Source organism: Chryseobacterium sp. SNU WT5, from assembly GCF_007362475.1.
Taxonomy (GTDB): Bacteria; Bacteroidota; Bacteroidia; order Flavobacteriales; family Weeksellaceae; genus Kaistella.
This window is the reverse complement of the sequence record NZ_CP041687.1, coordinates 715,033-741,025: the sequence shown is the minus strand read 5'-3', so window position 1 is coordinate 741,025 and position 25,993 is coordinate 715,033. Positions and strand designations below refer to the sequence as shown.

Annotated in this window: 26 protein-coding genes, 1 tRNA gene and 1 riboswitch; of the genes, 12 read left to right on the top strand and 15 right to left on the bottom strand. The window is 34.4% G+C overall.

All coding sequences use genetic code 11. The features are described 5' to 3' along the window. Positions 1–67: 67 nt before the first annotated feature. Positions 68–778, bottom strand: coding sequence for a cell division ATP-binding protein FtsE (locus FNJ88_RS03450; protein ID WP_143851754.1), 711 nt, complete (start codon positions 776–778; stop codon positions 68–70). Positions 779–935: 157 nt separating this feature from the next. After that, positions 936–1,094 carry a 50S ribosomal protein L34 gene (rpmH, locus tag FNJ88_RS03445; RefSeq protein ID WP_143851753.1) on the bottom strand — a complete coding sequence of 53 codons (159 nt, stop codon included), beginning with the start codon at positions 1,092–1,094 and terminating at the stop codon, positions 936–938. 361 nt (positions 1,095–1,455) lie between these two features. Here rpmH and FNJ88_RS03440 point away from each other — a divergent pair, with 361 nt between their 5' ends. Beyond that, on the top strand, positions 1,456–2,463 hold the full coding sequence (locus FNJ88_RS03440) for a DHH family phosphoesterase (protein ID WP_143851752.1): 1,008 nt from the start codon (positions 1,456–1,458) through the stop codon (positions 2,461–2,463). A 9-nt stretch (positions 2,464–2,472) separates the two neighbouring features. Here the strand turns inward: FNJ88_RS03440 and FNJ88_RS03435 are convergent, their stop codons facing one another. The 5 genes from FNJ88_RS03435 to FNJ88_RS03415 form a co-directional block, all read right to left on the bottom strand. Next, positions 2,473–2,838: a DUF1304 domain-containing protein gene (locus FNJ88_RS03435; protein WP_143851751.1), complete on the bottom strand. Its 366-nt coding sequence runs from the start codon at positions 2,836–2,838 to the stop codon at positions 2,473–2,475. A 21-nt stretch (positions 2,839–2,859) separates the two neighbouring features. Beyond that, complete coding sequence (locus tag FNJ88_RS03430) at positions 2,860–3,642, bottom strand: alpha/beta fold hydrolase (protein WP_143851750.1); 783 nt, start codon at positions 3,640–3,642, stop codon at positions 2,860–2,862. 11 nt (positions 3,643–3,653) lie between these two features. Next, complete coding sequence (locus FNJ88_RS03425; RefSeq protein WP_143851749.1) at positions 3,654–4,160, bottom strand: hypothetical protein; 507 nt, start codon at positions 4,158–4,160, stop codon at positions 3,654–3,656. 69 nt (positions 4,161–4,229) lie between these two features. Next, on the bottom strand, positions 4,230–4,679 hold the full coding sequence (gene dtd / locus FNJ88_RS03420; protein WP_143851748.1) for a D-aminoacyl-tRNA deacylase: 450 nt from the start codon (positions 4,677–4,679) through the stop codon (positions 4,230–4,232). Positions 4,680–4,685: 6 nt separating this feature from the next. Continuing rightward, positions 4,686–5,135, bottom strand: a complete 450-nt coding sequence (locus FNJ88_RS03415; RefSeq protein ID WP_143851747.1) for a hypothetical protein — start codon at positions 5,133–5,135, stop codon at positions 4,686–4,688. 101 nt (positions 5,136–5,236) lie between these two features. Here FNJ88_RS03415 and greA point away from each other — a divergent pair, with 101 nt between their 5' ends. The 7 genes from greA to FNJ88_RS03380 all read left to right on the top strand — a co-directional run bounded on the left by greA (position 5,237) and on the right by FNJ88_RS03380 (position 11,252). Next, complete coding sequence (gene greA, locus FNJ88_RS03410) at positions 5,237–5,713, top strand: transcription elongation factor GreA (protein ID WP_143851746.1); 477 nt, start codon at positions 5,237–5,239, stop codon at positions 5,711–5,713. 134 nt (positions 5,714–5,847) lie between these two features. Then, positions 5,848–6,237 (top strand): HIT family protein, encoded by a 390-nt coding sequence (locus FNJ88_RS03405; RefSeq protein WP_143851745.1) that lies wholly within the window; start codon positions 5,848–5,850, stop codon positions 6,235–6,237. A 66-nt stretch (positions 6,238–6,303) separates the two neighbouring features. Continuing rightward, complete coding sequence (gene clpX, locus FNJ88_RS03400; protein ID WP_143851744.1) at positions 6,304–7,485, top strand: ATP-dependent Clp protease ATP-binding subunit ClpX; 1,182 nt, start codon at positions 6,304–6,306, stop codon at positions 7,483–7,485. 99 nt (positions 7,486–7,584) lie between these two features. Next, complete coding sequence (locus tag FNJ88_RS03395) at positions 7,585–9,543, top strand: T9SS type A sorting domain-containing protein (RefSeq protein ID WP_143851743.1); 1,959 nt, start codon at positions 7,585–7,587, stop codon at positions 9,541–9,543. A gap of 57 nt (positions 9,544–9,600) precedes the next feature. After that, the gene (locus tag FNJ88_RS03390) at positions 9,601–9,786 is read left to right on the top strand and encodes a hypothetical protein (protein WP_228414563.1); all 186 of its coding nucleotides are present in this window, start codon (positions 9,601–9,603) and stop codon (positions 9,784–9,786) included. Positions 9,787–9,847: 61 nt separating this feature from the next. Next, positions 9,848–11,128: a peroxiredoxin family protein gene (locus tag FNJ88_RS03385; protein ID WP_143851741.1), complete on the top strand. Its 1,281-nt coding sequence runs from the start codon at positions 9,848–9,850 to the stop codon at positions 11,126–11,128. A 50-nt stretch (positions 11,129–11,178) separates the two neighbouring features. Further along, positions 11,179–11,252: transfer RNA gene (locus tag FNJ88_RS03380), tRNA-Met, on the top strand. 312 nt (positions 11,253–11,564) lie between these two features. Here FNJ88_RS03380 and FNJ88_RS03375 read toward each other — a convergent pair. The 4 genes from FNJ88_RS03375 to FNJ88_RS03360 all read right to left on the bottom strand — a co-directional run bounded on the left by FNJ88_RS03375 (position 11,565) and on the right by FNJ88_RS03360 (position 15,505). Then, a complete protein-coding gene (locus FNJ88_RS03375) occupies positions 11,565–12,458 on the bottom strand; it encodes a DUF3810 domain-containing protein (protein WP_262711471.1) in 894 nt (297 codons plus the stop codon). 169 nt (positions 12,459–12,627) lie between these two features. Further along, on the bottom strand, positions 12,628–14,244 hold the full coding sequence (locus FNJ88_RS03370; protein ID WP_143851740.1) for an MFS transporter: 1,617 nt from the start codon (positions 14,242–14,244) through the stop codon (positions 12,628–12,630). Between the two features lie 53 nt (positions 14,245–14,297). Further along, positions 14,298–15,023, bottom strand: coding sequence for a lysophospholipid acyltransferase family protein (locus tag FNJ88_RS03365; protein WP_143851739.1), 726 nt, complete (start codon positions 15,021–15,023; stop codon positions 14,298–14,300). Between the two features lie 23 nt (positions 15,024–15,046). Continuing rightward, positions 15,047–15,505 (bottom strand): GtrA family protein, encoded by a 459-nt coding sequence (locus tag FNJ88_RS03360; protein ID WP_143851738.1) that lies wholly within the window; start codon positions 15,503–15,505, stop codon positions 15,047–15,049. Between the two features lie 187 nt (positions 15,506–15,692). Here FNJ88_RS03360 and FNJ88_RS03355 point away from each other — a divergent pair, with 187 nt between their 5' ends. After that, positions 15,693–15,962, top strand: a complete 270-nt coding sequence (locus tag FNJ88_RS03355) for a hypothetical protein (RefSeq protein WP_228414561.1) — start codon at positions 15,693–15,695, stop codon at positions 15,960–15,962. A 124-nt stretch (positions 15,963–16,086) separates the two neighbouring features. Then, positions 16,087–17,505 (top strand): CCA tRNA nucleotidyltransferase, encoded by a 1,419-nt coding sequence (locus FNJ88_RS03350; RefSeq protein ID WP_143851737.1) that lies wholly within the window; start codon positions 16,087–16,089, stop codon positions 17,503–17,505. Between the two features lie 248 nt (positions 17,506–17,753). Here FNJ88_RS03350 and FNJ88_RS03345 read toward each other — a convergent pair whose 3' ends face one another. From FNJ88_RS03345 to ppk1, 4 genes are all read right to left on the bottom strand, one after another. Further along, positions 17,754–18,716, bottom strand: a complete 963-nt coding sequence (locus FNJ88_RS03345; protein WP_143851736.1) for a T9SS type A sorting domain-containing protein — start codon at positions 18,714–18,716, stop codon at positions 17,754–17,756. 95 nt (positions 18,717–18,811) lie between these two features. Continuing rightward, a complete protein-coding gene (locus tag FNJ88_RS03340) occupies positions 18,812–19,852 on the bottom strand; it encodes a YncE family protein (protein WP_143851735.1) in 1,041 nt (346 codons plus the stop codon). Positions 19,853–19,863: 11 nt separating this feature from the next. Then, complete coding sequence (locus tag FNJ88_RS03335) at positions 19,864–21,690, bottom strand: TonB-dependent receptor plug domain-containing protein (RefSeq protein ID WP_143851734.1); 1,827 nt, start codon at positions 21,688–21,690, stop codon at positions 19,864–19,866. 29 nt (positions 21,691–21,719) lie between these two features. Next, a riboswitch (cobalamin riboswitch) is annotated at positions 21,720–21,892 on the bottom strand. Positions 21,893–21,905: 13 nt separating this feature from the next. Further along, on the bottom strand, positions 21,906–23,972 hold the full coding sequence (gene ppk1 / locus FNJ88_RS03330) for a polyphosphate kinase 1 (RefSeq protein ID WP_143851733.1): 2,067 nt from the start codon (positions 23,970–23,972) through the stop codon (positions 21,906–21,908). A 139-nt stretch (positions 23,973–24,111) separates the two neighbouring features. Here ppk1 and FNJ88_RS03325 point away from each other — a divergent pair, with 139 nt between their 5' ends. Then, positions 24,112–24,714, top strand: coding sequence for a Crp/Fnr family transcriptional regulator (locus tag FNJ88_RS03325; protein WP_143851732.1), 603 nt, complete (start codon positions 24,112–24,114; stop codon positions 24,712–24,714). 51 nt (positions 24,715–24,765) lie between these two features. Beyond that, the gene (locus tag FNJ88_RS03320; protein ID WP_143851731.1) at positions 24,766–25,980 is read left to right on the top strand and encodes a hypothetical protein; all 1,215 of its coding nucleotides are present in this window, start codon (positions 24,766–24,768) and stop codon (positions 25,978–25,980) included. The last annotated feature ends 13 nt before the right edge of the window (positions 25,981–25,993 follow it).

Genomic DNA, 25,993 nt, shown 5'->3' with positions numbered 1-25,993 from the left:
ACCAAATAAAAAAAGTAAAATCCTGTAATTACAGGATTTTTTTTATGTTTTAAAGTGAATGGATTGCTTATTCAAAGAGTTCAGCAGTATTCAAAACGGTTACTTTTCCGTCTTCGCATCTAATTGCTTCACCAGGGAAATTTTGTATCATATGGTAATCATGGGTAGCCATTACAACTGCAGATCCATTTTCAAAAGCGACCTGCTTCAATAGAGTCATAATTTCATTAGAAGTTTCCGGATCCAGGTTTCCGGTCGGTTCATCTGCCAGGATCAATTCTGGGTGGTTTAAAAGTGCTCTCGCAATGGCAATACGCTGTTGTTCCCCTCCAGAAAGTTCATGGGGCATCTTATGTTTTTTGGATTTCATCCCTACACTTGCCAAAACTTCATTAATTCGGTCGTCGATTTTGGTTTTATCATTCCATCCAGTAGCTTCAAGAACAAATATTAAGTTCTTCTCAACCGTTCTGTCTGGTAATAACTGAAAATCCTGGAAAACAATACCCAGCTTTCTTCTTAAATTGGGAATGTCCGACATTTTAAGGTTTCCTAAATCAAAACCAGCAATAGTCCCTTGCCCTGAACCAAGCGGAATGTGACCGTATAAAGTTTTTAGTAAAGAACTTTTACCTGATCCGGTTTTACCAATAAGGTAACAGAACTTTCCTTTCTTAATATTTAGATTGACCTCATTAAGAACCGTGAAATTTTTTTGTGCAATTTTTGCGTTTTTCAGCTGAATTACATCTTGTCCTTCCTGATAAGAATGTGGCATATTGAGTTAAATTGTTGTTTATATAAGTGAACATCATGTTCCTAAGCCAAAAGTAAAAAAAAACTTTCTTTTAAGGCTATACTTTAGCAAATTTTAACAACAAAAAATGCCTGAAAATGTACTTTTCAAGCATAATCTGTTATGATAAGTCCAGGGATTATCTCTTAGCTCGTTGCGTGCTTACAGATAAACTCTTTCTTCCTTTTGCTCTTCTTGCAGCCAAAATCCTTCTGCCGTTAGGTGTTGACATTCTTAAACGGAAACCGTGTTTGTTTCTTTTCTTTCTTTCAGATGGTTGAAATGTTCTTTTTGGCATTGCTTATATTTTTAAGTAAAAACTATATCTTATTTTTCAGATTGCAAATATAGGAAACTTTTTATTTACTGCAAACTATATTTTAAATTTTTCTAAAGAAAAAGAGCGTCTCGCTTAAAAGTAAATCTCTTCTCTATTTAAATAAATGGGTATGTTTTTAATAACCTTTTGTAATGGAATTGTTTCGGTTTCTATCATCAATTATAAAAGATTTATATTTTTTTTGAAGTTTGGTGAGAATAGATGCTATTAGATGTTAAAATTTCTTTTTCAATTGAGACTATTTGTTTTTTTTAAAAGTGAATTGTCCTAAAATAAAAACAAAACCTATCTTTGCTCTTCTTAAAAAATATCCCAATAAATGTTTACTTCCTCCGAAATTTCAGAAATACAAAAACTCTTAACTCCAGCCCATAAAATTGTGATTATTTCCCACTATAATCCTGATGGTGATGCGGTTGGATCTAGTTTGGGTTTAAAGCATTTCCTTAGTGCCAAAGGTTTAGAGGTTGATGTGATCGTTCCAAACGATTTTCCGAAATTTTTGAAGTGGATGCCGGGCGCAAAACAGATTATCATTGCAGATTACAAAAGAAAGCAAGCCGGAGAAGCAATTTATAATGCAGATGTTATTTTTATTCTTGATTTCAATGCGTCGCACCGGAGTGGTAATTTGGTTGGGCCTTGGCTCGAAAAAGCCAGAGCCAAGAAGATTTTAATAGATCATCATCAACAACCGGACGATTTTGATTTTGTGTATTCAGACGTTACCATTCCAGCAACTTCCCAAATGATTTATCATTTTATTCAGGAATTGAAAGCGGAAGATTTGGTGAATAAAGAAATAGCAGAATGTCTATATACCGGAATAATGACAGATACAGGTGGTTTCCGTTTCCGTTCCACCAGTGCAACAACCCATAGAATAATTGCCAACCTCATAGAAAAAGGTGCTGATCCAGCCATGATTACTTCTAATACTTGGGATACCAACACAGTTTCAAGACTGCAGCTGCTTGCTTTAATTCTTGGTAGGATTGAAGTAATAAAAGATGGTAAAGTTGCTATTCTTTGGTTAAAAAGAGATGAACTTAAAAATTTAGGTTTCCAGAAAGGCGATACAGAAGGGTTTGTTAATTATGGTTTAAGCATAATGGGAACTCAAGTCTCTGCATTTTTCATGGAAGATCTTTATGACGATTTTATCAAAATCTCTTTCCGTTCCAAAGATGATGTGGATGTAAACCAATTCTCTAGAAATCATTTCAACGGCGGTGGCCACATCAATGCAGCTGGTGGAAAATACATGAAATCTATCGAAGAAACCATTGAAGATTTCAAGATGAAAATTGAGCAGGAGGAATTTTAACAGTTAATTTTATTGAAGTAAAACAAATAATAACGCGAGTATAGCGGGCAAAGCCTGTACAAAAAATATTTTCTTAGAAGCAGTGAATGTGCCGTAAATTCCGGCAACAATTACGCATCCTAGGAAAAAAACTGCTACATTCGATGACCATTCTTTATTTGAAATAAATAAACACCAAATTAGACCAGCTGATAAAAAACCATTGTACAATCCTTGGTTAGCGGCTAATGTTTTTGTGGGTTGAAATAATTCATCTTTCATAGCGCCTTTAAATGCCTTTTTGCCAAGCGTTTCCCATGCAAACATCTCCATGTATAAAATAAAAAGATGTTCAAGCGCTACAATACCTATTAATATTTTTGAGAGTAATTCCATCAGAATTGTAATTATTTTAAATTAAAAAACGAATTTTTTTGGTAAATGATGCAGCAATTCAGTATTGATGATTTCTGCACAAATACCAGGCTTCTCCCAGTGTCCGTTGTGTCCGCAATCTAGTAAATAAGATTTAATATTGGTGTTATCTGGGAGATTGGTAAGAATAAGGTCTGTCTTTACAGCATTGTCATGTTTCCCGGCGATTACTAAAATTTTCCCCTCAAATTTCTCGATTACTGAAGTTTTATCAGTTCTTTCAATCATTCCTTTAACGGCAGCCAGAACGCCATCATTATTGGTAGAAAGTGCAATCTCTTTAGCTTTATCCATTTTTCCTTCCAGGAAATCTTTCTCATTAGGATTAAATAGATTTGGAATTCCAGCGCTTATATAAGCTGGGAATGCTTCTTTGATAATTCTTAAACTTTTTTGTCTTTGTTCTTTTTTCTCTTCGTCGTCCGCAAGATAAGATGAAAAGAATAACGTGATACTTTTTAAAATGTCTGGAAATTTTGCAGTAAATGCTAAAGTGGTATAACCACCCATTGAATGGCCAAGCAGGTGAAATTTCTGAATATTTAAAGAATCGGTAACTTTTTTAACTTCATCTGCCATGAATTCCATCGTGTGAATTTCACTGTAGACGTTTGATAAACCATGTCCAGGTAGATCAATCTTAATTAAAGTAAATTGTTCTGAAAGAAAAGGTTCCATTTCATCCCAAATACTCAGATTTTCCATAAATCCGTGTAGCAAAACAAGTGGTTCTTTTCCTTTTCCTGATATTTTATAATTTAACATGGTAATTGTTTTTAAAAGTAAATATCAATATCATCAACAAACCCTGAACCATTTACTTTGTTCTGAAGTCTCCAGAAATTTCCCTTCCCTTCATCAAAAAAAGTAGATTTTTTCGTTCGTTCATAACTATTACCATTAATTTTTTGACTGATTACTCCATCAAAATTAAGATGCTTTTCTGAGACTCTTTTGATCTCGCCCTTAATATTAAGATTATTTTTCCCTGAGGTTGCACTCCCCGAAACCGAGTATAGATCCTTGCCAATATTATCAAATGTTATCTGTCCTGAAAAGGAGGCGCTTTCATTTGAACCGTATTTGAGTTGATGTTGACCGGAAATATCTTTAAAAATATTCGTTTTGTTTTTAATCGAAATGCTGTCGTTCATTTTCTGACGAACAATATTAATGGATTCAATTCTCTTTATTTCTAAAGCATGTTCACTTAACTCATTATCTGCATTTTTGGCACACGAACAGAAATTGAGTGCGATGAGAACTAAAATAATTTTTTTCATATAAATAGTTATTCCTCAAATTTAATTAAAAAAATGAATTTTTAAAATGTAGAAATTAAGATTTTATGTTTATAATTTTGTCTTTGAATCCATCACAATAGTGACCGGTCCATCATTACACAGAGATACTTTCATATCTGCACCGAAAATGCCACTTTCGGTTTTTAGAGTAGATTTTGAAATTTCTGTTTTAAAATATTCAAAAAGTGGAATTGCTTTTTCTGGTCTTGCGGCTTTGATGAAAGAAGGTCTGTTGCCTTTTTTATAATCTGCAATCAAGGTAAATTGACTGATACACAAGATTTCGCCAGAAGTGTCAATCAGGGATTGATTTAGTTTGCCATCGTCATCACCAAAAATGCGAAGATTAAGAATCTTTTGAACGAGCCAATCAGCATCCGTTTTTTCATCTTCTTCATCAATACCAATTAAAAGAAGTAAACCACTGGATATTTTACCGACAATTTTACCATTGACTTTAACTTGAGCTTCAGAAACTCTTTGAATGACAACTTTCATTTGTTCTTAGTAATAAATTGATAAGGTGTTACTGTTAGAATCGTAGCTGTACGGATAAGTTTTTGGTGGTACTTGTGCGATTTTTGTGGGTTCACCAGTAAATAAAATCCATTCGGCACCATCTTTTGGACAAACGATTTTAATATTACCCTCTACAGAAAGAGTGGTGTCGCTACCAGGACAGATATGAGGAGCGTTACGATCAAATGCAAGAAAGCCATTAGTTGTTCGTACGATAATTAACCCACGTGTTCCTGCTTGTTGCTCATCAATATAAATCCAACCGCCTGTGTTTTGTAGATTAAAATAGGCCGGCAGATTTAAGTTAAGAACCACATTGATCGGCGTCTTTGGGAAACAGTTTATGGTGTCTTCGCGATTAGAACATGAGGTGACCAGTGATAAGTTGAAAATGAGAATTATTGTGCAGAGCAGATGATGTAATTTCCTTTTCATTTAAAATATTTTTATATATATTTGTGAAACGAATCATCACAAAAACATTGTCCGACAAATGTCGGATTATTTTTTTATACTAACGTTAAATAATAGATACTATGGCAAGTTATGTCACTAACGCAGGGTTAAATAAAATGAAATTAGAGCTGGAACAGCTCGAAACGATTGAGAGACCGAAAATTACACAACAGATTGCTGAAGCTAGAGACAAAGGCGACCTTTCAGAAAATGCAGAATACGATGCAGCGAAGGAGGCGCAGGGAATGCTTGAAATGAGAATTTCAAAATTAAAGAATATTATTTTTGATTCTAAAATTATTGACGAAACTAATTTAGATACGTCTAAAGTTTCAATTTTGACAACCGTAAGATTGAAGAATAATGCGACAAAAGGAGAGCAAAAATTTACTTTGGTTCCAGATAATGAAAGTGATTTGAAAGCTGGTAAGATTTCGGTGAATACTCCGATTGCAAAAGGTTTACTTGGCAAGGTAGTAGGGGAAACTGCAGATATTGTTTTACCAAATGGCAATAAATTATCTTTTGATATTTTAGAAATTTTTCTTGAAGCTTAGAAAATACACGCTCTTACTTTAGAATGTAAAATATTTATTTAAAATTTACAACTTCTTTAACATGAGCTTTTCTATCAATTTTGTAATTTTGCTCCCTCGCATATGCGCGGGATTTTGATTAAAAAATGTTTACTATGAGCTCAATATTCACAAAAATAATCACTGGGGAAATTCCTTCTTATCAAATTGCAGAAGATGAAAAGCATTTGGCTTTTTTAGATGCGATGCCTTTGGTAGAAGGTCACTGTCTGGTGATACCAAAAGAAGAAATAGATTTTATCTTTGATTTGGAAAACGAAGACTTTAAAGATCTTTGGAGTTTTGCTCAAAAAGTAGCCAAAAAAATGACAGCCGCTTTCCCAGATAAAAGAATTGCTGTAGCGGTCGTAGGATTAGAAGTTCCACACGCTCATATTCACTTGATTCCTATAACTAATATGGAAGACATGAATTTTAAAAATGTACGTTTGAAATTTTCTGATGAAGAATACAGGGGTACTCAGCAACACATTATTAATTCTTAAAAATTACCTTTTGTCAAAGTATTAACTTTGACAAAATTTTTTACAACTTATTCTTAATTATATTATATGGATTCAAACCAATGTTCATTTTGCGGAAAAAAAAGAAATCAGGTTCAAATGTTAATTTCCGGCAACAACGGTTTTATATGTGAAGAATGTATTGAGCAAGCTCACGGAATTGTACATGAACAAAATGATAGTTACGAGGCTTCTGCAGCGACAAGCATGGAAGATTTAAAGAAACCTATTGAGATCAAGAAGTTTCTTGATCAGTATGTGATCGGTCAGGACCAGGCTAAAAAACAGTTATCTGTCGCAGTTTACAACCATTACAAAAGATTGCTTCATGCCCAAGAGGAAAATAGAGACGTGGAGATTGAAAAATCTAACGTAATTATGATCGGGGAAACTGGAACTGGAAAGACGCTTTTGGCAAAATCAATTGCTAAAGAATTAAATGTTCCATTTTGTATTGTAGATGCTACAATCCTTACAGAAGCAGGATATGTAGGTGAAGATGTGGAAAGTATCCTGTCAAGACTTTTGATGGTTGCGGATTTTGATGTGGAGAAAGCAGAGAAAGGAATTGTTTTCATCGATGAGATTGATAAGATTGCAAGAAAATCCGACAATGCCAGTATTACCAGAGATGTTTCTGGTGAAGGAGTGCAACAGGGTTTGCTTAAATTATTAGAGGGAAGTATTGTCAATGTGCCACCGCAAGGGGGTCGTAAGCATCCGGATCAAAAATATATTCAGGTTAACACGCAGAATATTCTTTTTATTGCTGGAGGTGCGTTTGATGGTATTAAGGAAATTATCGAAAGACGACTAAATAAACAAGCAATCGGGTTCAGTGCTGAAAAGTTAAATAAAGCTCAAGAAGAAGAATATATTTTAAGTCAATTGAATGCCATCGATTTACGGAAGTTTGGGTTGATTCCAGAGCTTTTAGGAAGGTTTCCAATTATTACCTACTTGGATAAATTGGATAAGAAAACCATGATCAAAATTATGACGGAGCCCAAGAACTCGATCGTAAACCAGTTCGTAGAATTGTTTAAAATGGATGGCGTAGAGCTGAAATTTACCAAAGATGGTTTGGAAGCAATTGTCGAAGAAACAATAGAAAAAGGATTAGGAGCCAGAGGGCTAAGAGGAACTACTGAAAAGGTTTTAGAGGACTATATGTTTAATATTGGGGCTCATAAAAAAGTTTCAATATCTCGTAAAAATATAAAATTTTAATTAAATACCACTCTTTTTTTTTAAAAATATAATTAAAAAAATAAATGTCGTATCTTTGCGGCTCATTTATTGTACTTTATAAACACAAATTTAATTATAATGAAAAGAAATCTATTGATAATAGGATTTCTGGCGCTAAGCGCTTCACTTTCTTCGCAAGTAGTTTGTCACGTAGATCAAGGTGCTACCTTTTACGTTGGAAAAAATGCACTGGTATATAATGGTGGCGGATTACAAATGAAGGGCAATGCCCTCTATGAAAACCATGGGAATGTTATGGTGGTCGGTGATAACGTTAACTCTGTATTCAAAACAATTGATGCAGGCAACGTTGATAAGACCGAAGCGACTGGTGGTGGTAATTTTATTAATAAACTTAATGAACCAGACGCTTATGCATCCCGTAACTCTGTTGATCCTTTAGTTGCTCCGGTGTATACCTACGGTCAACTGTATGTTACAGGAATTCAACAGGCCAAAATTACAGGGATCGTTAATCAAGAATACCGCCAAGTGAGCCATGGTGCTTATCAGCAAGTCGGATTGCCTTTTTACGATAAAAGTTTTTCTACCCTAAGTAATGAATTGGGAAAAACGTTTAATAATACAAGAAGATCTGAAAACGAAATTTTGGTATGGAATAACAGAAATGTTGTGTTCGATAACCTGCCAAATCTTTCTGCTAAAACAGGTGTGAATTATAGTCCTTTTGCTTACTTTAGTGTAGGTGGGAAGTCTCTAAATGTTTCTACTGTAACCAGAACTTTAAAAGGCAGACCTGTAGCTGATACTGAAAATGCCGAGAAGAAAATCAAGTTGGAAGATGCTGGATTTAATATTGATTTTGGTGTTGGCGGCAATAAGAACAATCTATATGGTGGGAAATACAATACCTATCTTCAGGATAATTTTAGTGTCTCAGGAGGTTTATCTTGGCAAGGCGATTTTGGTAGAAATATTTACCAGTTCGGAAATCCATATCTCACGAACTTAGATCTATCACAAATTGCAACGAATGAAGTAAATGGCGACGGTAATAATCTCTCCAATATTTATGGGGTGAGGTTAGAAGTTTCTGGTGTTACCTATAATCCTAATAAGGGAGGTGGTTCTACCAATTTTAAATCGATAACTTTTGGTTCAGGAGTAGCAACAGGTGATGTTGAATTTCAAGTTGTTAGGCCAATGGGTTCTTTTGTTATTAAATTAAACAATAATACGTTGAAACCAGACTTTGATTTTTCAAAACTAAGAAGGTTTAATTATCACCCTCGAACTTCAACAACTGCATACGATGTAACAGCAGCAAAGAGAGTCGATATTTCCACTGTTAAACAATTAGGAGTAATTGGATTAGATGCAGATGGCAATGAAGTAGAAAGAACTTATTACGTTGTTTCAAATAATACCGTAACTGGCGCATCTCGAGATGTGAAAGCACAGATAGGCGCATTTGGAGGACAAACCTTTGGTACGTTTGAAGAAGATCCAATCAACGGAGGTTATGACAATAACAATGTTTCTTACTGGCTCTATTTAAATGAAGCAAACGAAAATGATTTTAGAGGTAAAAATATTAAGCTTGTTAACTATAATCCAAAAATTGTAGGTTTTAAATTTGAGGTGCGAGAAAATGCGGTTTTAGTCGATGATAATGTTCATCTGTTATCGCAAGGTGAAGGTTTTTATTATAAACAATCTGCCGAAAAAAATGTTAAGCCGATTTTGCAAAACGCTACTGTTTCTGGTATCTCTACCGAATATGATCTTTATTATGGTGCACCAAAGGACAATGTTTTGGGTGCTAATGAGGTGAAGAGATCTGCAACAATTGTCGTATTCAATCCAGATCAAGATAATTATTTTGTCATTTTTGATCCGAGTTGGAAAACTGCAGATGTACAAGTCTTTGATATGAGCGGTAGATTAGTACATTCTGCTTCCAAAGTTTCTTCCAATAACAGATATGTTCTTCCTCTCCAAAATACAACGTCAGGATATATCGTCAATATCGTTTCTGATAAAGGGGATAAAATAAGTACAAAAATTTTAAGATAATATACACAAACGATGAAAATTATTTCTAAACTTTTTTTAACTGCTTTCATTTTCTTAATGGGAGTTGTAATATATGGTCAGCCTCCATGTCCAACATGTCCACCGGGTGGCGGTGGTGTAGGTGGAACTAATCCAGAAGCGGCATCTTCCCCAATCGATATGTATGTTTATCTTTTGGGACTAGCAGCTGTCTTATTTATTGTCTTATATTCCAAAAAAATAATAAATAAACAAACGGTATAAATACTTTTTTACAATACACAGAACTCATTGAAATTTCAATGAGTTTTTTTATATTTACATTATGAAAAGAATTACGGTCATTTTAAGTTTGTTGGTCATGAGTATGTATCATGCTCAGTTTAAGATCAGTGTTGACGCTCCTGCAACATTTTCTTCTAAAGAAGTTTATCTCTACACGATTAATGGATCGAAAGATGTATTAAACAGCAAAGAGGTCAAAAAAGGAAACAGTTGGAGTATTTCCGTAGCTCAACCCTACAAAGGAATGCTGAAACTGTATTTTCCGGAAATTAATGCAACCATTAACTTTATTTCTGAAAATAAAGATGTCAAAATAAAATTTGACAGTGATAAAAATAAAATAACAAATGTGGAATATTTGGATGAGGCCAACTATACCATGAATCAGATTCAGGATATTCAGCAGAAGAAAGAGTTCATTCTTCCGGCGTTATATCAAATCAAAGAATATTATAAAAAGAAGAGTGATTTTGGTACTGCACTTGAAAATGAAGTGCTTCGTCTTTCTAGGCCCTCTACAGATTATACAAAATTTCCGTTCATTACCTATTATAATTCCAATTATAGTAAATTTTTAGAAAAAAGTGCTGCAACACCAGCTACACATAAAGAAATTATTCATTTTTTCGTGAATTCTAATGATATGCTAGAAAGTTCATCTTTGATGAGGCCTATGTTGCTATCTTATTTAAATACTGGACAAAGTGCCAATATAATGGAAGATGTTGATGCGTTAATTCAGGCAGTTAATACAGAAACACCTCGTGGACAAACGGTATTATCTGAATTGATTGAGATTTTTGATACGTATGGAATGCAGGATTTAAAAGATAAATACCTTACCGAGGCAAAGAATCTAAAATGCAGCATCAACGACAATCTCGCTAAAACGATTACTCAAAATACAAGAACGGAAATTGGTGCGCTGTTTCCCAATAATAAATTTATTAATGCCACCAACACGACAGCCAAATCTATTTATGATGTAAAAGCGGACCGTAAGATTATTGTTTTTTGGGCGTCAACCTGTTCCCATTGTGAAACAGATCTTCCGAAACTTATCGAGAAATATGCGGCGATTAAAGCAATGAAAGGAGAAGTGATTGCCATGTCTTTAGACAGCGAAAAACAGGCTTATGAGAATAAAGTAAAAATGTTACCATGGATTAATGACAGCGAGCTGAAAGGCTGGAGTAGTTCATACGCAGAAACCTATAATATCCACGCTACACCCACTTATTTCATCTTAGATGGAGCTAATAAAATTATTGCAAAACCTGATCATGCGGCAGATGTAATTTCTTATTTAAAATTGAACTAAAATTTTTGCTACCTCGTAAAATATTTTTATATTTGCACCACCTTAAAAAAGGCGAGGTAGCTCAGTCGGTTAGAGCGCAGGATTCATAACCCTGAGGTCACGGGTTCAATTCCCGTCTTCGCTACAAAATAAAGTCCAGCCATCGTGCTGGACTTTGTTGTTTTACATGGTATTCTTCCTCTATTCAATGATATTTCTGGATTAAATAAAATGTAAGTATCGCTCGCTCCTATTGAATAGTGTTAAAGGTGGAGTTTATATTTTTGATTGATTCATAATTATTGAAATTTATTTTGCAAATTTATCAATAATATTTTGCCACTTGAGATATTAGTAGTAATTTTACATCGTGTTATTAGTGGCAATGGCTATTAGTTTCATAAATTTTTTTTCATCATTTGTGTTTTTAGAATCGCACCGTAAGGTGCGATTCTTTTTATGTAGAATGATCGGAAGTTGGCTGGTATTGCAGAAGCAGGTCAATAAAGTAGCTATAGGTAATGCTTCCTTCCTGTTGATTGCTTTTTAAAAATAGATCATTAGTATATCCAAAAATGATATCTAGAATACCCTCATGCTTTTTTATAAACATTTTTTCAGCATTTCGATCTCTCTTCATCCCTTCAGAATATTGGTTAATAACTGATTTTACGAAATCTACATCATCTTTTTGTAGGTAATTGAGTAATGATTTTAATACAAAATATTCGGTGCTGTACTTTAAATCTAAATTTTCAGAATTATTTCCAATTAAATACCCAATGAAATTAGCCTCTTGTTCTCTAGCAAATCCTAATTGATGCGAGCTTTCATGAGCTAGTGTAAAAGGAATGTAGGTCGCCGGCAAAGCGCTGTTATATTGAGCCTCCGCGGTAAAGGGGTTGTAATATCCCAAGATCCCGGTATAATTAATTACCGTTGTAAATGAACTTCTTTTAAACGAGTATACAGATGTGCTTTTTTTAGAGGTAATATGAAAAGGCAAATGATTTTGTTGGTTAAGTATTTCAGTTTCAATACTTCGTTGGTTTTTGATTTTAAAAACTCCGTGCTGATCTTCCTGTACTAATTTTCTGCTCATTTTACTGCGCTGTAAGTATTCTAAGGTTAGTGCTTTTACTTTACTGATCTTTATCTCTGTGTTAGGAAGTCTCTCTTTTATCGGCCTTTGAAAATAAAGCATACCCCAAAAACATTGGTATAGAAAGTATAAAATGTTTATTCCTATTAATATTGCTGTGAAGTATTTATTTTTATTTTGTGTTCTTATAATTTTCAATATGGAAAATATTCCTAGCAATATTATGAAGATATATAGAAGGTCTCCCACAGAAAATGGGATTTTTGAAAATAGGAGTTGATGATTTCTTTTCTGTAATTCAAAGAATTTTCCAAAAATAGAAATAACGAATTCTACTTTTGAGAAGAGGTAAAATAAAAGAAATTGGGCAAGTAAAATACCCGCCCAAAATCTTTTTCTCTGATATATTTTGATAGTTCTAAATTTCAACTTGTGGTTCGGTTTGTGATTCAACTTGATCCAGATCAATTCCTTGATTCTTTAAACTTCTTGTCATTAGGAATGTTAGGACTAATAGGAGTACAAAACAAATCGCTGCAATGATGTAAGAGAAATGGATTCCTAAATTAGTATCGCCTATAGCGCCTTGGAACGGAGGGATGATTGCTCCACCAAGGATCATCATAATTAAAAAAGCAGACCCTTGAGAAGTAAATTTTCCTAAACCTGTGGTGGCTAAAGAAAATATACACGGCCACATTACAGAACAGAATAAACCACCAGCGATAAACGCATAAACGGATACAATGCCAGTTGTGAATATTCCGATAACCATCGCGATGATCGCGAGTGTACTTACCGTAATCATTAATCTTACCGGTTTTTCGTTAGCGTAAATAAATGCGGCGATGGTGATGATGATACAGATCGAATAAGCATATAAGTCGCTCATGTCGGTTCCCTTTAAATTATTGGAGATAATAATCACCACAAATGCGATAAATGGCACCACAAATGTTGCGATAAGTTTTGTTGTTTTCTTAAGATTAAATACACTGATAGCGCCCATCCAGCGGCCGATCATCAAACTCCCCCAATATAGCGAGATGTATTTTGAAATCTCTGACTCCGCCAGACCGTTAGCAGTTAAATATCCGGGTGTTTTTAATAAAGAACCAAAATTGTTATCGATCGTAACTTCTACTCCCACATAGAAAAATATGGCGATCATTCCGTATACTAATTGCGGAAATTTCATAGCACCCCATCCTTCACTGTTTTTTATACTCATTTTATTTGAGGTTACTAATATGGCAATGATGGCTACAATGGTTATAACCAATAATATTACTTTAGATACCTCTGTGAAATTACCAAGTGCAATAATTCCTAAGATTGCCAAAGTCATAAAAACGAGAGATTTTGTAGCTTTTGGGGAGTTTTCTAAATCTTCATCAGTTTTCCCAGAAGGTAATTTTGAGAATATAAAAATGATTGCAACCAAAGCAAAAACAGATGCTAAGATGATATACAGGGTATTGATATTAGAAGGCGATGGTGCAATGTTCGAAGTTAAGCTCCCAAACAAAAAGTAGCTCACGATAATAGGTCCAATCGTAGTACCGAAGGAATTAAGACCTCCTGCCAAGTTGAGACGGTGAGCTCCGGTTGAGGGTGAACCTAAAGCGAGTGCAAATGGTTGTGCAGCAGTTTGTTGTAAGGAAAAACCCAAGGCAACGATAAACAAAGACAACAGCATCATACTGAAAGAATTCGCGTTGGTACTTGGAATCATAATTAACGCTCCAATAATCGAAATCACAAGGCCGGTTATGATGGAGTTTTTATACCCAATTTTATTAATAATATCAAATTTTAAAAAAGTTGATGCAAGGTACAGAATTAAAGAACCTATGAAATAAGCACCAAAAAATGACGATCCCAGCAATTGTGACTCAAAATTTGTCAAAGAGAAATGCGTCTTACAAAAGGGAATAAGAATCCCATTGGAGGCAGCAACAAAACCCCAAAAGAAAAATACCGTAATTAATGTATAAAGTGCTGGGTAATTGGTTTTTTGTTGTGTTTCCGTCATGGTTTTTATGGTTTTGTTAAATTTTTGAAAACAAATATAACTAATTTATCTACTCAATGGTGGTTTTCCAAAACATTTTTAATCTTAGAATGTGCGGCGGTTTTAGTTACCTCCACCGATTGTGCTGGTTCTAAAATATCTGTGAAATAAACTTTTACTTTCCCGGGAAATCCTTTTCCGTACTCAAACGGAAACATCTCCTTTAAGCCAACAAATGTAAATACAGCAATAGGGGAATGATGTTTTTTCGAAAGCGTAAATGCGCCATCTTTGAAAGAATCCAAAAGAACAGAAGTATCATCTGGGACACCGCCTTCTGGAAAGATCACGATGCTTTTTCCTTCTTCCATTCTCTCCGCACATCGGCGGTAGACATCGGCACGACTCCTCGCCGAAGATCGATCTACCATTACGCAGATTCTCTTATATATGATTCCAAAAATAGGTATTTTGACCAATTCCTTTTTTCCAACATAACAAAGTGGGTGATTAGGCATTAAAATACAAGGTAACATGACATCCATAATGGAGGTGTGGTTAGAGATAAAAACATATTGTTCATTCTTATCAATTTTTTTGTCGGTCAGATTTTTAAGTTCATATCTAAAACCCATTCCGTAGAACATTCCGAAACACCACCCTCGAATGCACTGATACGCATAAGGATAATGCTCTTTTTTTATTGAAAAGAGGAGCACGGGAATTCCGAAAAGGATCGTTAGTACCGTACCCAAAATTAGCATCCAACCCCGCCAAATATAATTTAAAACTTTTGTCATTAATTTTTTTAAATGTTGTGAAGTTATCCGTTGAAGATTACTTTTTTCTTCACAGAATAATTTAAGACAGAAACCAGTAATATCGCAGCGATTTTACTTAAGATTTCTCTGCTCAATACGAAAATGCCTATGTCGATATGCGTAGTGAAAATAAATCTAAAGAAGATTTGGAAGAAACTTAAACTCAACAGCGTAGAAAAGAAAGAGACAATCATGAAGAAAGCGAATTCTTTTCTTTTGGAGTGTTTTCCGCGCTCGAATACAAACCAAATGCTTAAGAAATAATTGGTGACAATTCCACAGCTTGTTGAAAATATGTTGCTTAATGGAAAGTGAATTCCGTGGAAATTACTTTCTTGTAAAAAGATGGTAGGCAGGTAAACGCTGAACATCTTAAAAGACCCAATTTCTACTACAGCACTCAGGGCTCCAGCAATGGCGAAAAGTATAATCTGTTTTTGTTTGAATATAAATTCTTTCATATCGATAAGTGCAAATTTAAAACTATATGTTAAACAATCAGAAAAACTTGTTAAATAAATTTTTGATCTTAAAATATTGCTTACATTTATTTTATCAAAGATGCTTTTGAAAACAGATTTGATACAAATTCGATGAGGGAATGATTGGTTTTCTGGTCGGAAAATAGTTTTTAAACGTAATTATTCAATGAATTTCAGTAATTATAATCTCATGACTACAAAGCGAACTTACAGGAAATTTAAACCTGAGCAAAAACGGATTGAAGAATTAGAGGAACGAAATCCTAGATTTAAAAGAGTGTATTCTGAATATGAACTCATGTCTGAACAACTTTGGAATTTGGAAAATACAGATATCTCAAACATCCCTGATGATTTTATAGATGCAGTAAAATTACAAACGGAATATTTGGAAGATGAAATTGGTGATTGGCTTCTAGACGATGAAATTAAATAAATCAACTAAATCAAAAAACTCATAATGGTATGAGTTTTTTTGGTTTTAAATCGATCGACTATTGTCAGGAAGTGCATCATTGAACGAGAAGCTTTATCTTTGCAGAAATTGTGGTCGAATTGTTATGAATATTAATCTCAGTCAAAATAAAAACCTAAAAATCTTCAAATTAATTTCTGAAGTTGCTAAAGAAAATAATCAAACCGTTTATATTGTTGGTGGTTACGTACGCGACTTGATCATGCATCGAAAAGCGCCTACGGATATTGATTTTGTAACCGAAGGAAATGGGATGAACTTAGCAAAAGCAATTGCACACGAAATAAAACCCTCGCCCAAAGTTTCAATTTTTAAAAATTACGGAACGGCTATGTTTAAATATCAGGGTTTAGACTTAGAGTTTGTAGGCGCAAGAAAGGAAAGTTATGCGGAGAATTCACGAAACCCATTTGTAGAATCTGGAAGCTTGTCGGATGATCAGAAAAGACGCGATTTTACAATCAATGCATTAGCAATCTCATTAAATTCCGAAAATTTTGGCGAACTAATTGATCCTTTTGATGGCATAAATGATATCAATAAAAAGGTTTTAAGAACACCGCTTGAGCCTAGCCAAACCTACTCCGATGATCCGTTGCGCATGATGCGTGCAATTCGTTTTGCATCTACCCTTAATTTTAAGATAGAAGAAAATTCTTTGGAAGCTATTACAAAAGAAGCACATCGAATTAAGATTGTATCCATGGAACGAATCATGGTAGAATTTAATAAGATTATGCTTTCGGAAAAACCTTCAATAGGTTTAAAATTATTAGAAGATACCGGAATCATGTCGATGATTATGCCTGAACTTACCGCATTGAAAGGTATTGAAGAAATTGAAGGCCAAACGCATAAAGATAACTTTTGGCATACTTTAGAAGTAGTCGATAATATTTCAAAAAGTACAGAAAATTTGTGGTTACGTTGGGCGGCGTTGCTCCATGATATTGGAAAAGCTCCTACTAAGAAATTTATGGAAGGAAATGGGTGGACTTTTCACGGTCATGAATTTGTAGGATCTAAAATGGTAAAATCACTTTTCCATCGCTTAAAACTTCCTTTGGGGAGTGATATGAAATACGTTCAGAAATTGGTTAAATTATCTTCTCGGCCTATTGCACTTATTGATGATGGGACGTCTGATGCTGCTTTAAGAAGATTGCTTTTTGACTCAGGCGAAGATCTGGAAGACCTGTTTATCCTCTGTAAGGCGGATATCACCACTAAAAATTCATCAAAGCAAACTAAGTTCAAAAAGAATTTTGAAGTAGTAGCCCATAAAATAAAGGAGGTAGAGGAGAAGGATCAGGTTAGAAACTTTCAACCTCCTATATCAGGAGAAGAAATTATGGAAATGTTTGCACTTAAACCAGGCCGCGAAATCGGAATTTTAAAAGAGAAAGTGAAAGAAGCGATCTTGGATGGTGAAATTGCAAATGACAAAGAAGAAGCCAGAAAATTTGTGATTAATGAGGCCAAGGAATTCGGTTTAACGATATAGATCGTTTTTGTTGATTGATTTAAAATAGAAGAAACGCTTTTTTAAAAGCGTTTCTTCTATTTTATTATTTTTTAATGTATATCTTTTCAATCATGTTGCAAATCTTAAACACAATCCCGATAGCCATCGGGACGCAAAGATTTAATTACAAAAATGCTGTTTTACACGCTTTTTGAGTTACGAAAAGGCATTTCATTGAGCAAAGTTCGCAGGGAAAATACAATAATGACGATTTGTGGATATACATTTTATTTTTTAATAAATTTTCGAGTTTGTTTATCCTTATCAGTAATAATTTCTAAAAGATATTGTCCAGGCGCTAGAGTCCTAACGTCTATCTTCGCTTTAGCAGGCATTACGATGCGCTGTCCGTTCATTGAGTAAATGGTTAGATTATTAATTGCTTCTTTAGTTTTAATTGTGATAAAGTCTGTTGCTGGATTAGGATAAATTTCAAATTCTGATTTTGAAACTTGATTAGTAGATAAACTGCCGCTCCATTCATTAATAACACCAACTGCATCCAAATCAAAACCACCTGAATTAAAATTAGTAGGGTAGGGATCATTAATAATATTACCAATACTGTCGTAAGTTGCAAATGATGGATTAATTGTCCCTATTACATCAATTATTTTAATATGGGTAATAGCTAATTTGTTGAGAGAAGCGTCGTTAGGCAATTCAGAAATATCAAAAGGAGTTCCATAGGTCGCCTTATACTTACCCGCAAGATTATTGATCTGTGTGGGATCTATATTGCCAAAACTCCCAACTGGATTCGCGGTGGAAGTATTGCTTATTGCTGGAAATCTAAAAAAATGGATGCCGTCTGAACTGGCTTCTACGAATGCCAATTCTAAGAACGTATCACTAAAAGAATTTTCGAAGACTGCAAAATCTACACCTTCTCCATTAGTAATTGGCTTAGCGAACGTTAAAATTGCGCTTCCTCCATCTCCTAAACTCACAATGCTACTTCCGGTTGCTTTACCAGTAGCGTTGGATGGGGTTCCTGCAGTCGTTAGAATAGGAGTACTTGCGGAAATGTCTTGTGGACCACGATCAACAGTAATACCAGTTGCCCAGTTTACAAATTTGAGGTCATCTTTATGAATCGCTTTTGATCCTGGCTGGCCAGCTGCGGGATCGAATTGTGAAAATAATAAGGTGGGTAGTAAAGAAAGGATTAGATAGTAGATTTTATTCATAATGTGTTAGAATAGATGTAAATATAAATCGTGTTTAGTAAATATGAACAATAAAAAAACCTCCATATAAATTTTATACGGAGGCCTCCTATTATTTAGTTTTTATAGAAACCGTTTGTTCCTCTTGCAGTATTAATTGTTTTTAATAAACTCCCAGAGGTAGAATAAATGTCTACGGTACTGTCAGCAGTAAATCCATTGGCATCAGAAATGAAGATCTTACCATCGACCACACCGAAACCGTACATGGAGGACCAAGTAGTATTGGTTAAAGTGATAATTGGGGTGGTAGGAACTTTAGTCGTATTCATGTCCATAGTGTAAACATTATTCCCTGAAGAAAAGATAAATTTAGTTCCATCAATTTCCAGGTTATTTGCGTTTCCTATTCCCGTTAACGTTACTGAGGAATTGATTGTTCCAGAAGGATTTATTTTATAGATATAGGAATCCGTAGATGTTGAAGCGATTGTATAAACATAACCACCATTAGAAATAGTCTTTTGAATGGTCCCGGTAGGAACTGCTAATACGCTCTCTATCGTATTGGAAGTTGGGTTAATGAAAGTTAATTTGTTACCAGAACTATATGCGGCATTTTGAACAATAATTTTTCCGCCTGCTTCTACGATTCTCTCGCCTGTACTTGCTAAATCGATTTTTTTAACAAATGCATTCGTTGCAGTACTGTATACTGTCACGAATTTTGAACTGCCTGAACTGTTAGTCACGTAATAATTATTATTTGCAAATGCGATGTATCGTGGTTGCGATATTTGCTCAGTTACCGTAGCCGTTTTTTTGAAGGTATAGCGATTCACGATTTCTATTTTATTAGAATTATTAAGAATCAAATAAGCATTGTCTCCTTGTACTCCAATGTTTTGTAGCACGTCTCCCAATGGGGCCTGACCATTGTTTGCGCTATAGATATTATTTTCTACGGTGTTTAAATCGTTGGAAATGAATGAAACAGAAGCTGTTGGACTACCGAAGTTCCCTTCGTTTGTAACTAATATTCCGTTTTCATAAGCACCTTTTGGTGCATCTGGCGTAATCGGGTCTTCATTTCGACAAGAAATATTAAATAGTAAAGTGAAGGCGAAAGCCGACATTAAAATTTTTGAAAGCTTCATTTTTATTTTATTTAAAAGTTAATTAAGAGATTGATGCTATAATTCCTTTTTGGTAAAGGATAGTAAGCGGTAGTTTCATAAATTTGGTCAAATATATTATTGACTTTAAATCCGAGTTGATACTGTTTTAGAAATTGTAAATTCACTCCACTATTCATAACAAAGTATGGGTTAAGGGCTTCACTTCGTTTTTCATTGCTTGTAGTATGTGTAAGTCCATTGTACATCGCTTGGATATATAATTCTGCAAAATGGTAGCTGTAACTTGCATTTCCATATATTTTATGCAGGGGAACATACATTAAAAGTTTGTTGGTTTCTAGATTCTTGGAATGGGTATACAAATAGCCTACTGATAGTTTCGTTTTGTTTTTTCCAAAACTTTTCTCAAAATCCAGTTGTGACTCTAACCCGTAGGATTCTACTTTATTCGTATTGACAGGGGACCAATAACCGCTGGATGTTGGTAACCATTGTATCATATTGATGAGGTGTATGTAGTAGGGAGTAATATTCAGTTTAAAATTTTTATATTTAAAATTATTTCCTACCTCTAATTGTTTTGAAGTTTCGGGTTTCAAATCCAAATTTCCTCCGGGTTGCCAATATAAATCATTAAATGAGGGATATCTGAAGTTGGTAGAGGCATTTAAAACAAAAGAATACCAACCGCTTACTTTTACTTTTCCAGAAAATGAAAATAGGACAGGAGTTGTAATTTCATCAACAAAGTCTTTCTTTATTCCTGCTTCAAAATTAAATTGCGGCTTTGGGTTCCACTTCAATAATCCTGCAAGTGAACTCGCATGTCGGGTAACATTTTTAATTCCTGATTTATACCCTTCGCCTTCATCGAAATGGTAATCCAAAATTACATCTAGTGCTAATTTATTATTAAACAGGTAGTTGATGTCGTTTTTAACAAAATAGGATTCTGAAATACCTCCACTGGTTTTAGGGAACTCTATATTATCAAAATATTGAAATTCATCCTTTAAATAGGCAATTTTAAAACTATTATTTACTTTTTTAGAATTAAAATCATAAGCAACTAAGCTCCTAAAGGTATTGCTTGTATATTTTGTTTTGGTTCCAAATTCGGACGTTGGAAAGTGTTGATTACCATCGTATATTTGAGTTTGCCAAGACAATCTATTTTTGGAATTAATTTTATAAGCTGCTCCTAGATTGAAATTTCTGTTGTCATATTGCCCATTTAAATTAACATAATTTCTTAATTCCGGAACTTCGTAGTTATTCTCACTTTTCACAAAATTTCCTGAAACTTTAACCGATAATTTATCGTTACTGTACGAAGTTTTAAGAAAAGAATTAAACGTATTATAAGAACCACCTTCTACAAATAAACTCGATTTTAAACCTTTGTTGAAACTGAGTTCGTTGTTCAGGTGAATAGATCCTCCGATGGCACCACTTCCATAGATCACACTCCCGCCACCCGATTTTATTTCGAGTTGGTCGTAACCGAGAAGATTGAGATTGTTAACATCACCCTGACCTAAAAATATTGAATTGATGTTAATTCCATTCCAGATAAAAGCCGTCTGTTGCGCAGTGGTTCCTCGGAACGACGGCGAGGAAACCATTCCGCGACCATTTTCTTTGATGTAAACAGGTGACTGAAAACGTAAAACTTCAGATAGATTCGTTGTATTTCTCAACAGATCTTTTTCAGTTAAAGTTTCAATTTTTTGAAATTTCTTAGAATTCTTCAACTGATTGTCGAAGATGTATACGGTGTCAATTTCTTTTTCCTGAGAGAATCCCAGAACAAAGCAAAATAATAGAACCGCCGAAAAAGGGTAAGTTTTAGTCATTATTCAAGCCTTTCCTCCGAAAGCATTTTTTAAAGTTATTGCTTTTAGTAAGGTCTCCTGACTTTCACAAAACTGCACCTTCCCGATTTCTCAGTGGTTGTATTGCAGCTTCACTAGTGGTGTGATTTACAGTTGCGGGGACAGTCTGCGATTTACACGCAATTCCCTTTTCTAAAAGCAGTGCAAAGGTAGTAATTTCGATGCGTTATAAGTGCCTAATGTGAAATTGTTTTATTCTTAAGATAATGAAAGGTTTCCACTTGTGATCTAATCGGTACTTTACCCGCCGTTACGTAGTCATTTTTTAATCTTTTATCTAATATTCTAGCCTTTACATTATCATTTAACTGAATTTCAAGTTGATCTTTAATTTCTTTTTTAAGATTTTTCTGAGTGATTTTTGCAGCGGCTTCAATTCTGTAATCCAAATTCCGCGTCATCCAGTCAGCAGAAGAAATGTAAACGTCTTCATGACCTTTATTATAAAAATACATAATTCTTGAGTGTTCCAAATACTCATCAACAATGCTTATGGCGGTAATTTTCTGTTTAAAATCTTTTTGATTAATTGCACAATAGATGCCTCTTACAATCATTTTCACTACGACACCGGCTTTCGCAGCGTCATACAAGGCTTTAATCAAAGCCCTGTCACTCAGAGAATTCACTTTTACGATAATGAGTGCTTTTCGACTTGCTTTTGCTTCTTCGATTTCCTTGGATATATGATCAATAATTTTCTCCCGCATCAGATCGGGGCAAAGCACCAGCTTCTTACAAGATTTCAGTTGTGGCATGATATCCTGTTTAGGTTTCCGTAGAACATTAAAAACCTTATTTATGTCCGCCATAATGCCCCGGTCTGAAGTCATTAATAAATGATCTCCATAAATTTTTGCTGTCTTTTCATTAAAGTTCCCAGTACTAACAAATCCATATTGTAAGGTTTTATTCTGCGAGCGCTTTTTAATCACACAAAGTTTTGCATGAACCTTTTTATTGGGAATTCCGACGAGTACTTTTACTCCTTCCTGTTCCAGTATTTCTTTCCATTTCAAATTATTTTCCTCATCAAATCTCGCTCGGAGTTCAAGCATTACCGTTACTTCTTTGCCATTTCTAACTGCATTAATAAGTGCATTTATAATTTTAGAATTGCTTGCCAAACGATACGCAGTAATCTGTATTGATTTCACGTCTGGATCCATCGCGGATTCGCGTAGTAAATCGATAACTGGCGTGTAATTATGATAAGGGAAGGTTAACAGAATGTCTTTATTTTGAATGACGTCCGTTACTCTTGATCCAAAAAAATCAGGATGATCGAATGAAGTTCGTTCTTTCGGTTTTTCGTAGGCTTCAAAAACGTCTGGGAACTCCATGAAATGCCGAAAATTATGAATTTTACTTCCTGGAATGATGCTGTCTTTTTTAGTTAAATGTAATTTCCGAATTAAAAACTCCAGTAAAGCTTTATCCATTTCTTTATCAAAAACAAAACGCGTTGGTTTTCCTTTTCGTCGGGATTTCACTCCTTTCTCAATCTTTTGTGCGAGTGTAGTTTTGATATCGTTATCTAAGTCAAACTCAGCATCTTTCGTTACTTTAAAACAATGAGCTTCAAATTCTTCATACCCGAAGTAAGAAAATATATGGGGTAAATTGTAAATAATGACATCTTCCAATAACATCACATTTTTTTCATTTTTTTCGGAAGGCAGCAGAACGAATCTCCCAACAAGGCGTGACGGAATTTCAATGATCGCAAATTTACTTTCATACTGAAGTTCCTTTTTTCTCATCGCAACACCTAAGTAAAGAGATTTGTCACGCAAATAGGGCATTGCAGAATTTTCATTCAGAAGAATTGGGATTACATTACTTTCCACGATCTCATCAAAATAAGAAACTACAAATTTTTTCTGGTCGTTTGTTAGGTTTTTCGATGTTTTGATGAAAACTTTCTGGCTTGCCATTTCTACTTGAATCTTCTTCCATGTTTTATCAAAATTCTGTTGCTGTTTTATGACAATATTATTAATTCGCTGTAAGATTTTTGTTGGTGGTTGGTAGAAAGATTCTGTAATGTACTTATCCTTAAAATCCATTGCTCTTTTTAATCCTGCAACCCGAACCCGAAAAAACTCGTCCAGATTATTAGAGAAGATTCCCAGAAAACGGATACGCATTTGTAAGGGAACGTTTGGATCCATGGCTTCCTGCAAAACTCTTTCATTAAATGAAAGCCAGGTGATATCTCGGGGATTAAAGTGGTTTGACATTGTAGCTGGTTTATAAACTCAAAAGTAAGAATTTCAAAATGCTTTATAGAATGGTTACTGTTAATAAGGTAACTAATTATCCTGCTTTTTGAAAATATCTAAAAACTTTGGTATATTTGAGGAAATAGAAAGAAATTTTATGGGTTTTGTACTAGATGATGATTTGGTGGAAGTAACTAACGCTGAATTTAAAAGATATTACAAAGGTGATATGGTTTTAAATGAAGGTGATTGTTCAGAGTGGTTTTACTATTTAAAACAAGGCGAATTGTCAGTATCCAATTTAACCGAAAAAGGTAAAGAGCTTTTACAACACAAGGTCAAAAGCGGACATTTTTTTGCGGAACCAGCTGTTCTTTTAGGTGAGCCTTTTCCTGGAAACGTAGAAGTGTGTTCAGACAAAGTTGAAATAGTACGCATAAAAAGAGATTCCCTGATCGATTATTTAAAATCCCACCCTGAAAAACTTTTTGAATTTACCCTTTCTGTTGCGCGAAAATCCATTAAAAAAAGCCAGTTATTAAAACAGATCGTACTTTTTAATCCAGAAGATCGCATTCTTTTACAACTCCGTGATTATAAAAGAGACTATGGTAAGACTACTGATAAAGTGATGGTAGAAATGACTCGAAAAGAAATCTCTCACATGACGGGACTTCGAATAGAGACAGTGATCCGGGCCATCAAAAAGATGGAAAAGGAAGGGAAACTGGAGATTGTAAATGGAAAAATTTTCATTTAGGAGGTGATGGTAGTCATAGTCTATTAATTATATTTATAATAATTTTGAAGGATGAAGAATATTACATTTTGGTTGAGGTTTTCAGTTCTTAATTTCTTGTTAGTTTCAGTTTTAGGGGTTCTTATGCGATATAAAATTGCTTTCTCCTTGCCAATCGTCGATCAAAAACATGTACAGGAAGCGCATTCTCATTTTGCCTTTTATGGTTGGATTACCCAAATAATTTATGTCTTAATTATTCGTTATTTGGTCGGAATCCTTCCCGAAAGACAGTTGAAGAAATACCAGATCTTGTTGGTCATTAATGCTGTTTCTGCCTTTATTATGATACCGAGTTTTGTTTACAGCGGTTATTATTGGCTATCCATAGCAGCATCAACTGCCGCATTGTTAACAAGTTTTGTTTTCTTCTTTTTCTTAGTCCGTGATTTAAAAGGCAAATCCGATTTGGCTAAACCTTGGTTTATTGCAGGCTTGTTTTTTGCGGTTATTTCTTCTGCTGGAGTCTTTATGCTTAGTTATATGATGATGTCGGGTAATGTGACGCAGATGCTTTATTTGGGCTCGTCTTATTACTATCTTCACTTTCAATACAATGGATTTTTCCTTTTTAGTTGTATTGGATTACTAATTCATTCCTTAAGAAAAATTGGTGCAGAAATTTCCCCCAAAGAAAATAATTTGATATTTTGGTTGATGTTTTTTGGTTGCCTTGTTGGTTTTGGTCTTTCAGTATTGTATATGAAATTACCATTATGGATCATTATTGCAATTATCTTAGCATCCATTTCACAAACAATTGGGGCGATAAAAATTTACCAAATGGTCAAAAGAAATTGGGGTCACGTTGTGGTTCACTTTTCGGCGTTGCAGAGATTCGTTTTAATGTACGTAGGATTCGCGTTCTTTATGAAAACACTTTTGCAATTAGGTTCTAACGTTCCCGCATTAAGCCAGTTTGCATTTGGCTTCAGAAATGTAGTTATCGCTTACTTGCATTTAATTCTGTTGATGTGTATTTCAGTATTTCTAATTAATCACATTCTGGCAACCAACGTCTTCAAAATCACCAAGCCAGTTACTAGGGGCTTAAAACTGCTGCTCTTGGGAATTTTTTTAAATGAAGCGGTATTAGGAGTAATGGGAATTTTTTCAATTAAATATATCGCTGTTCCTTTTGCGCCAGAAATATTACTTGGAGTTTCTCTATTAATGATGTTCTCTTTGCTGCTGATTTTGGTCAGTTTAAGAAAGAAATCAACATAAAAAACACCTCCTG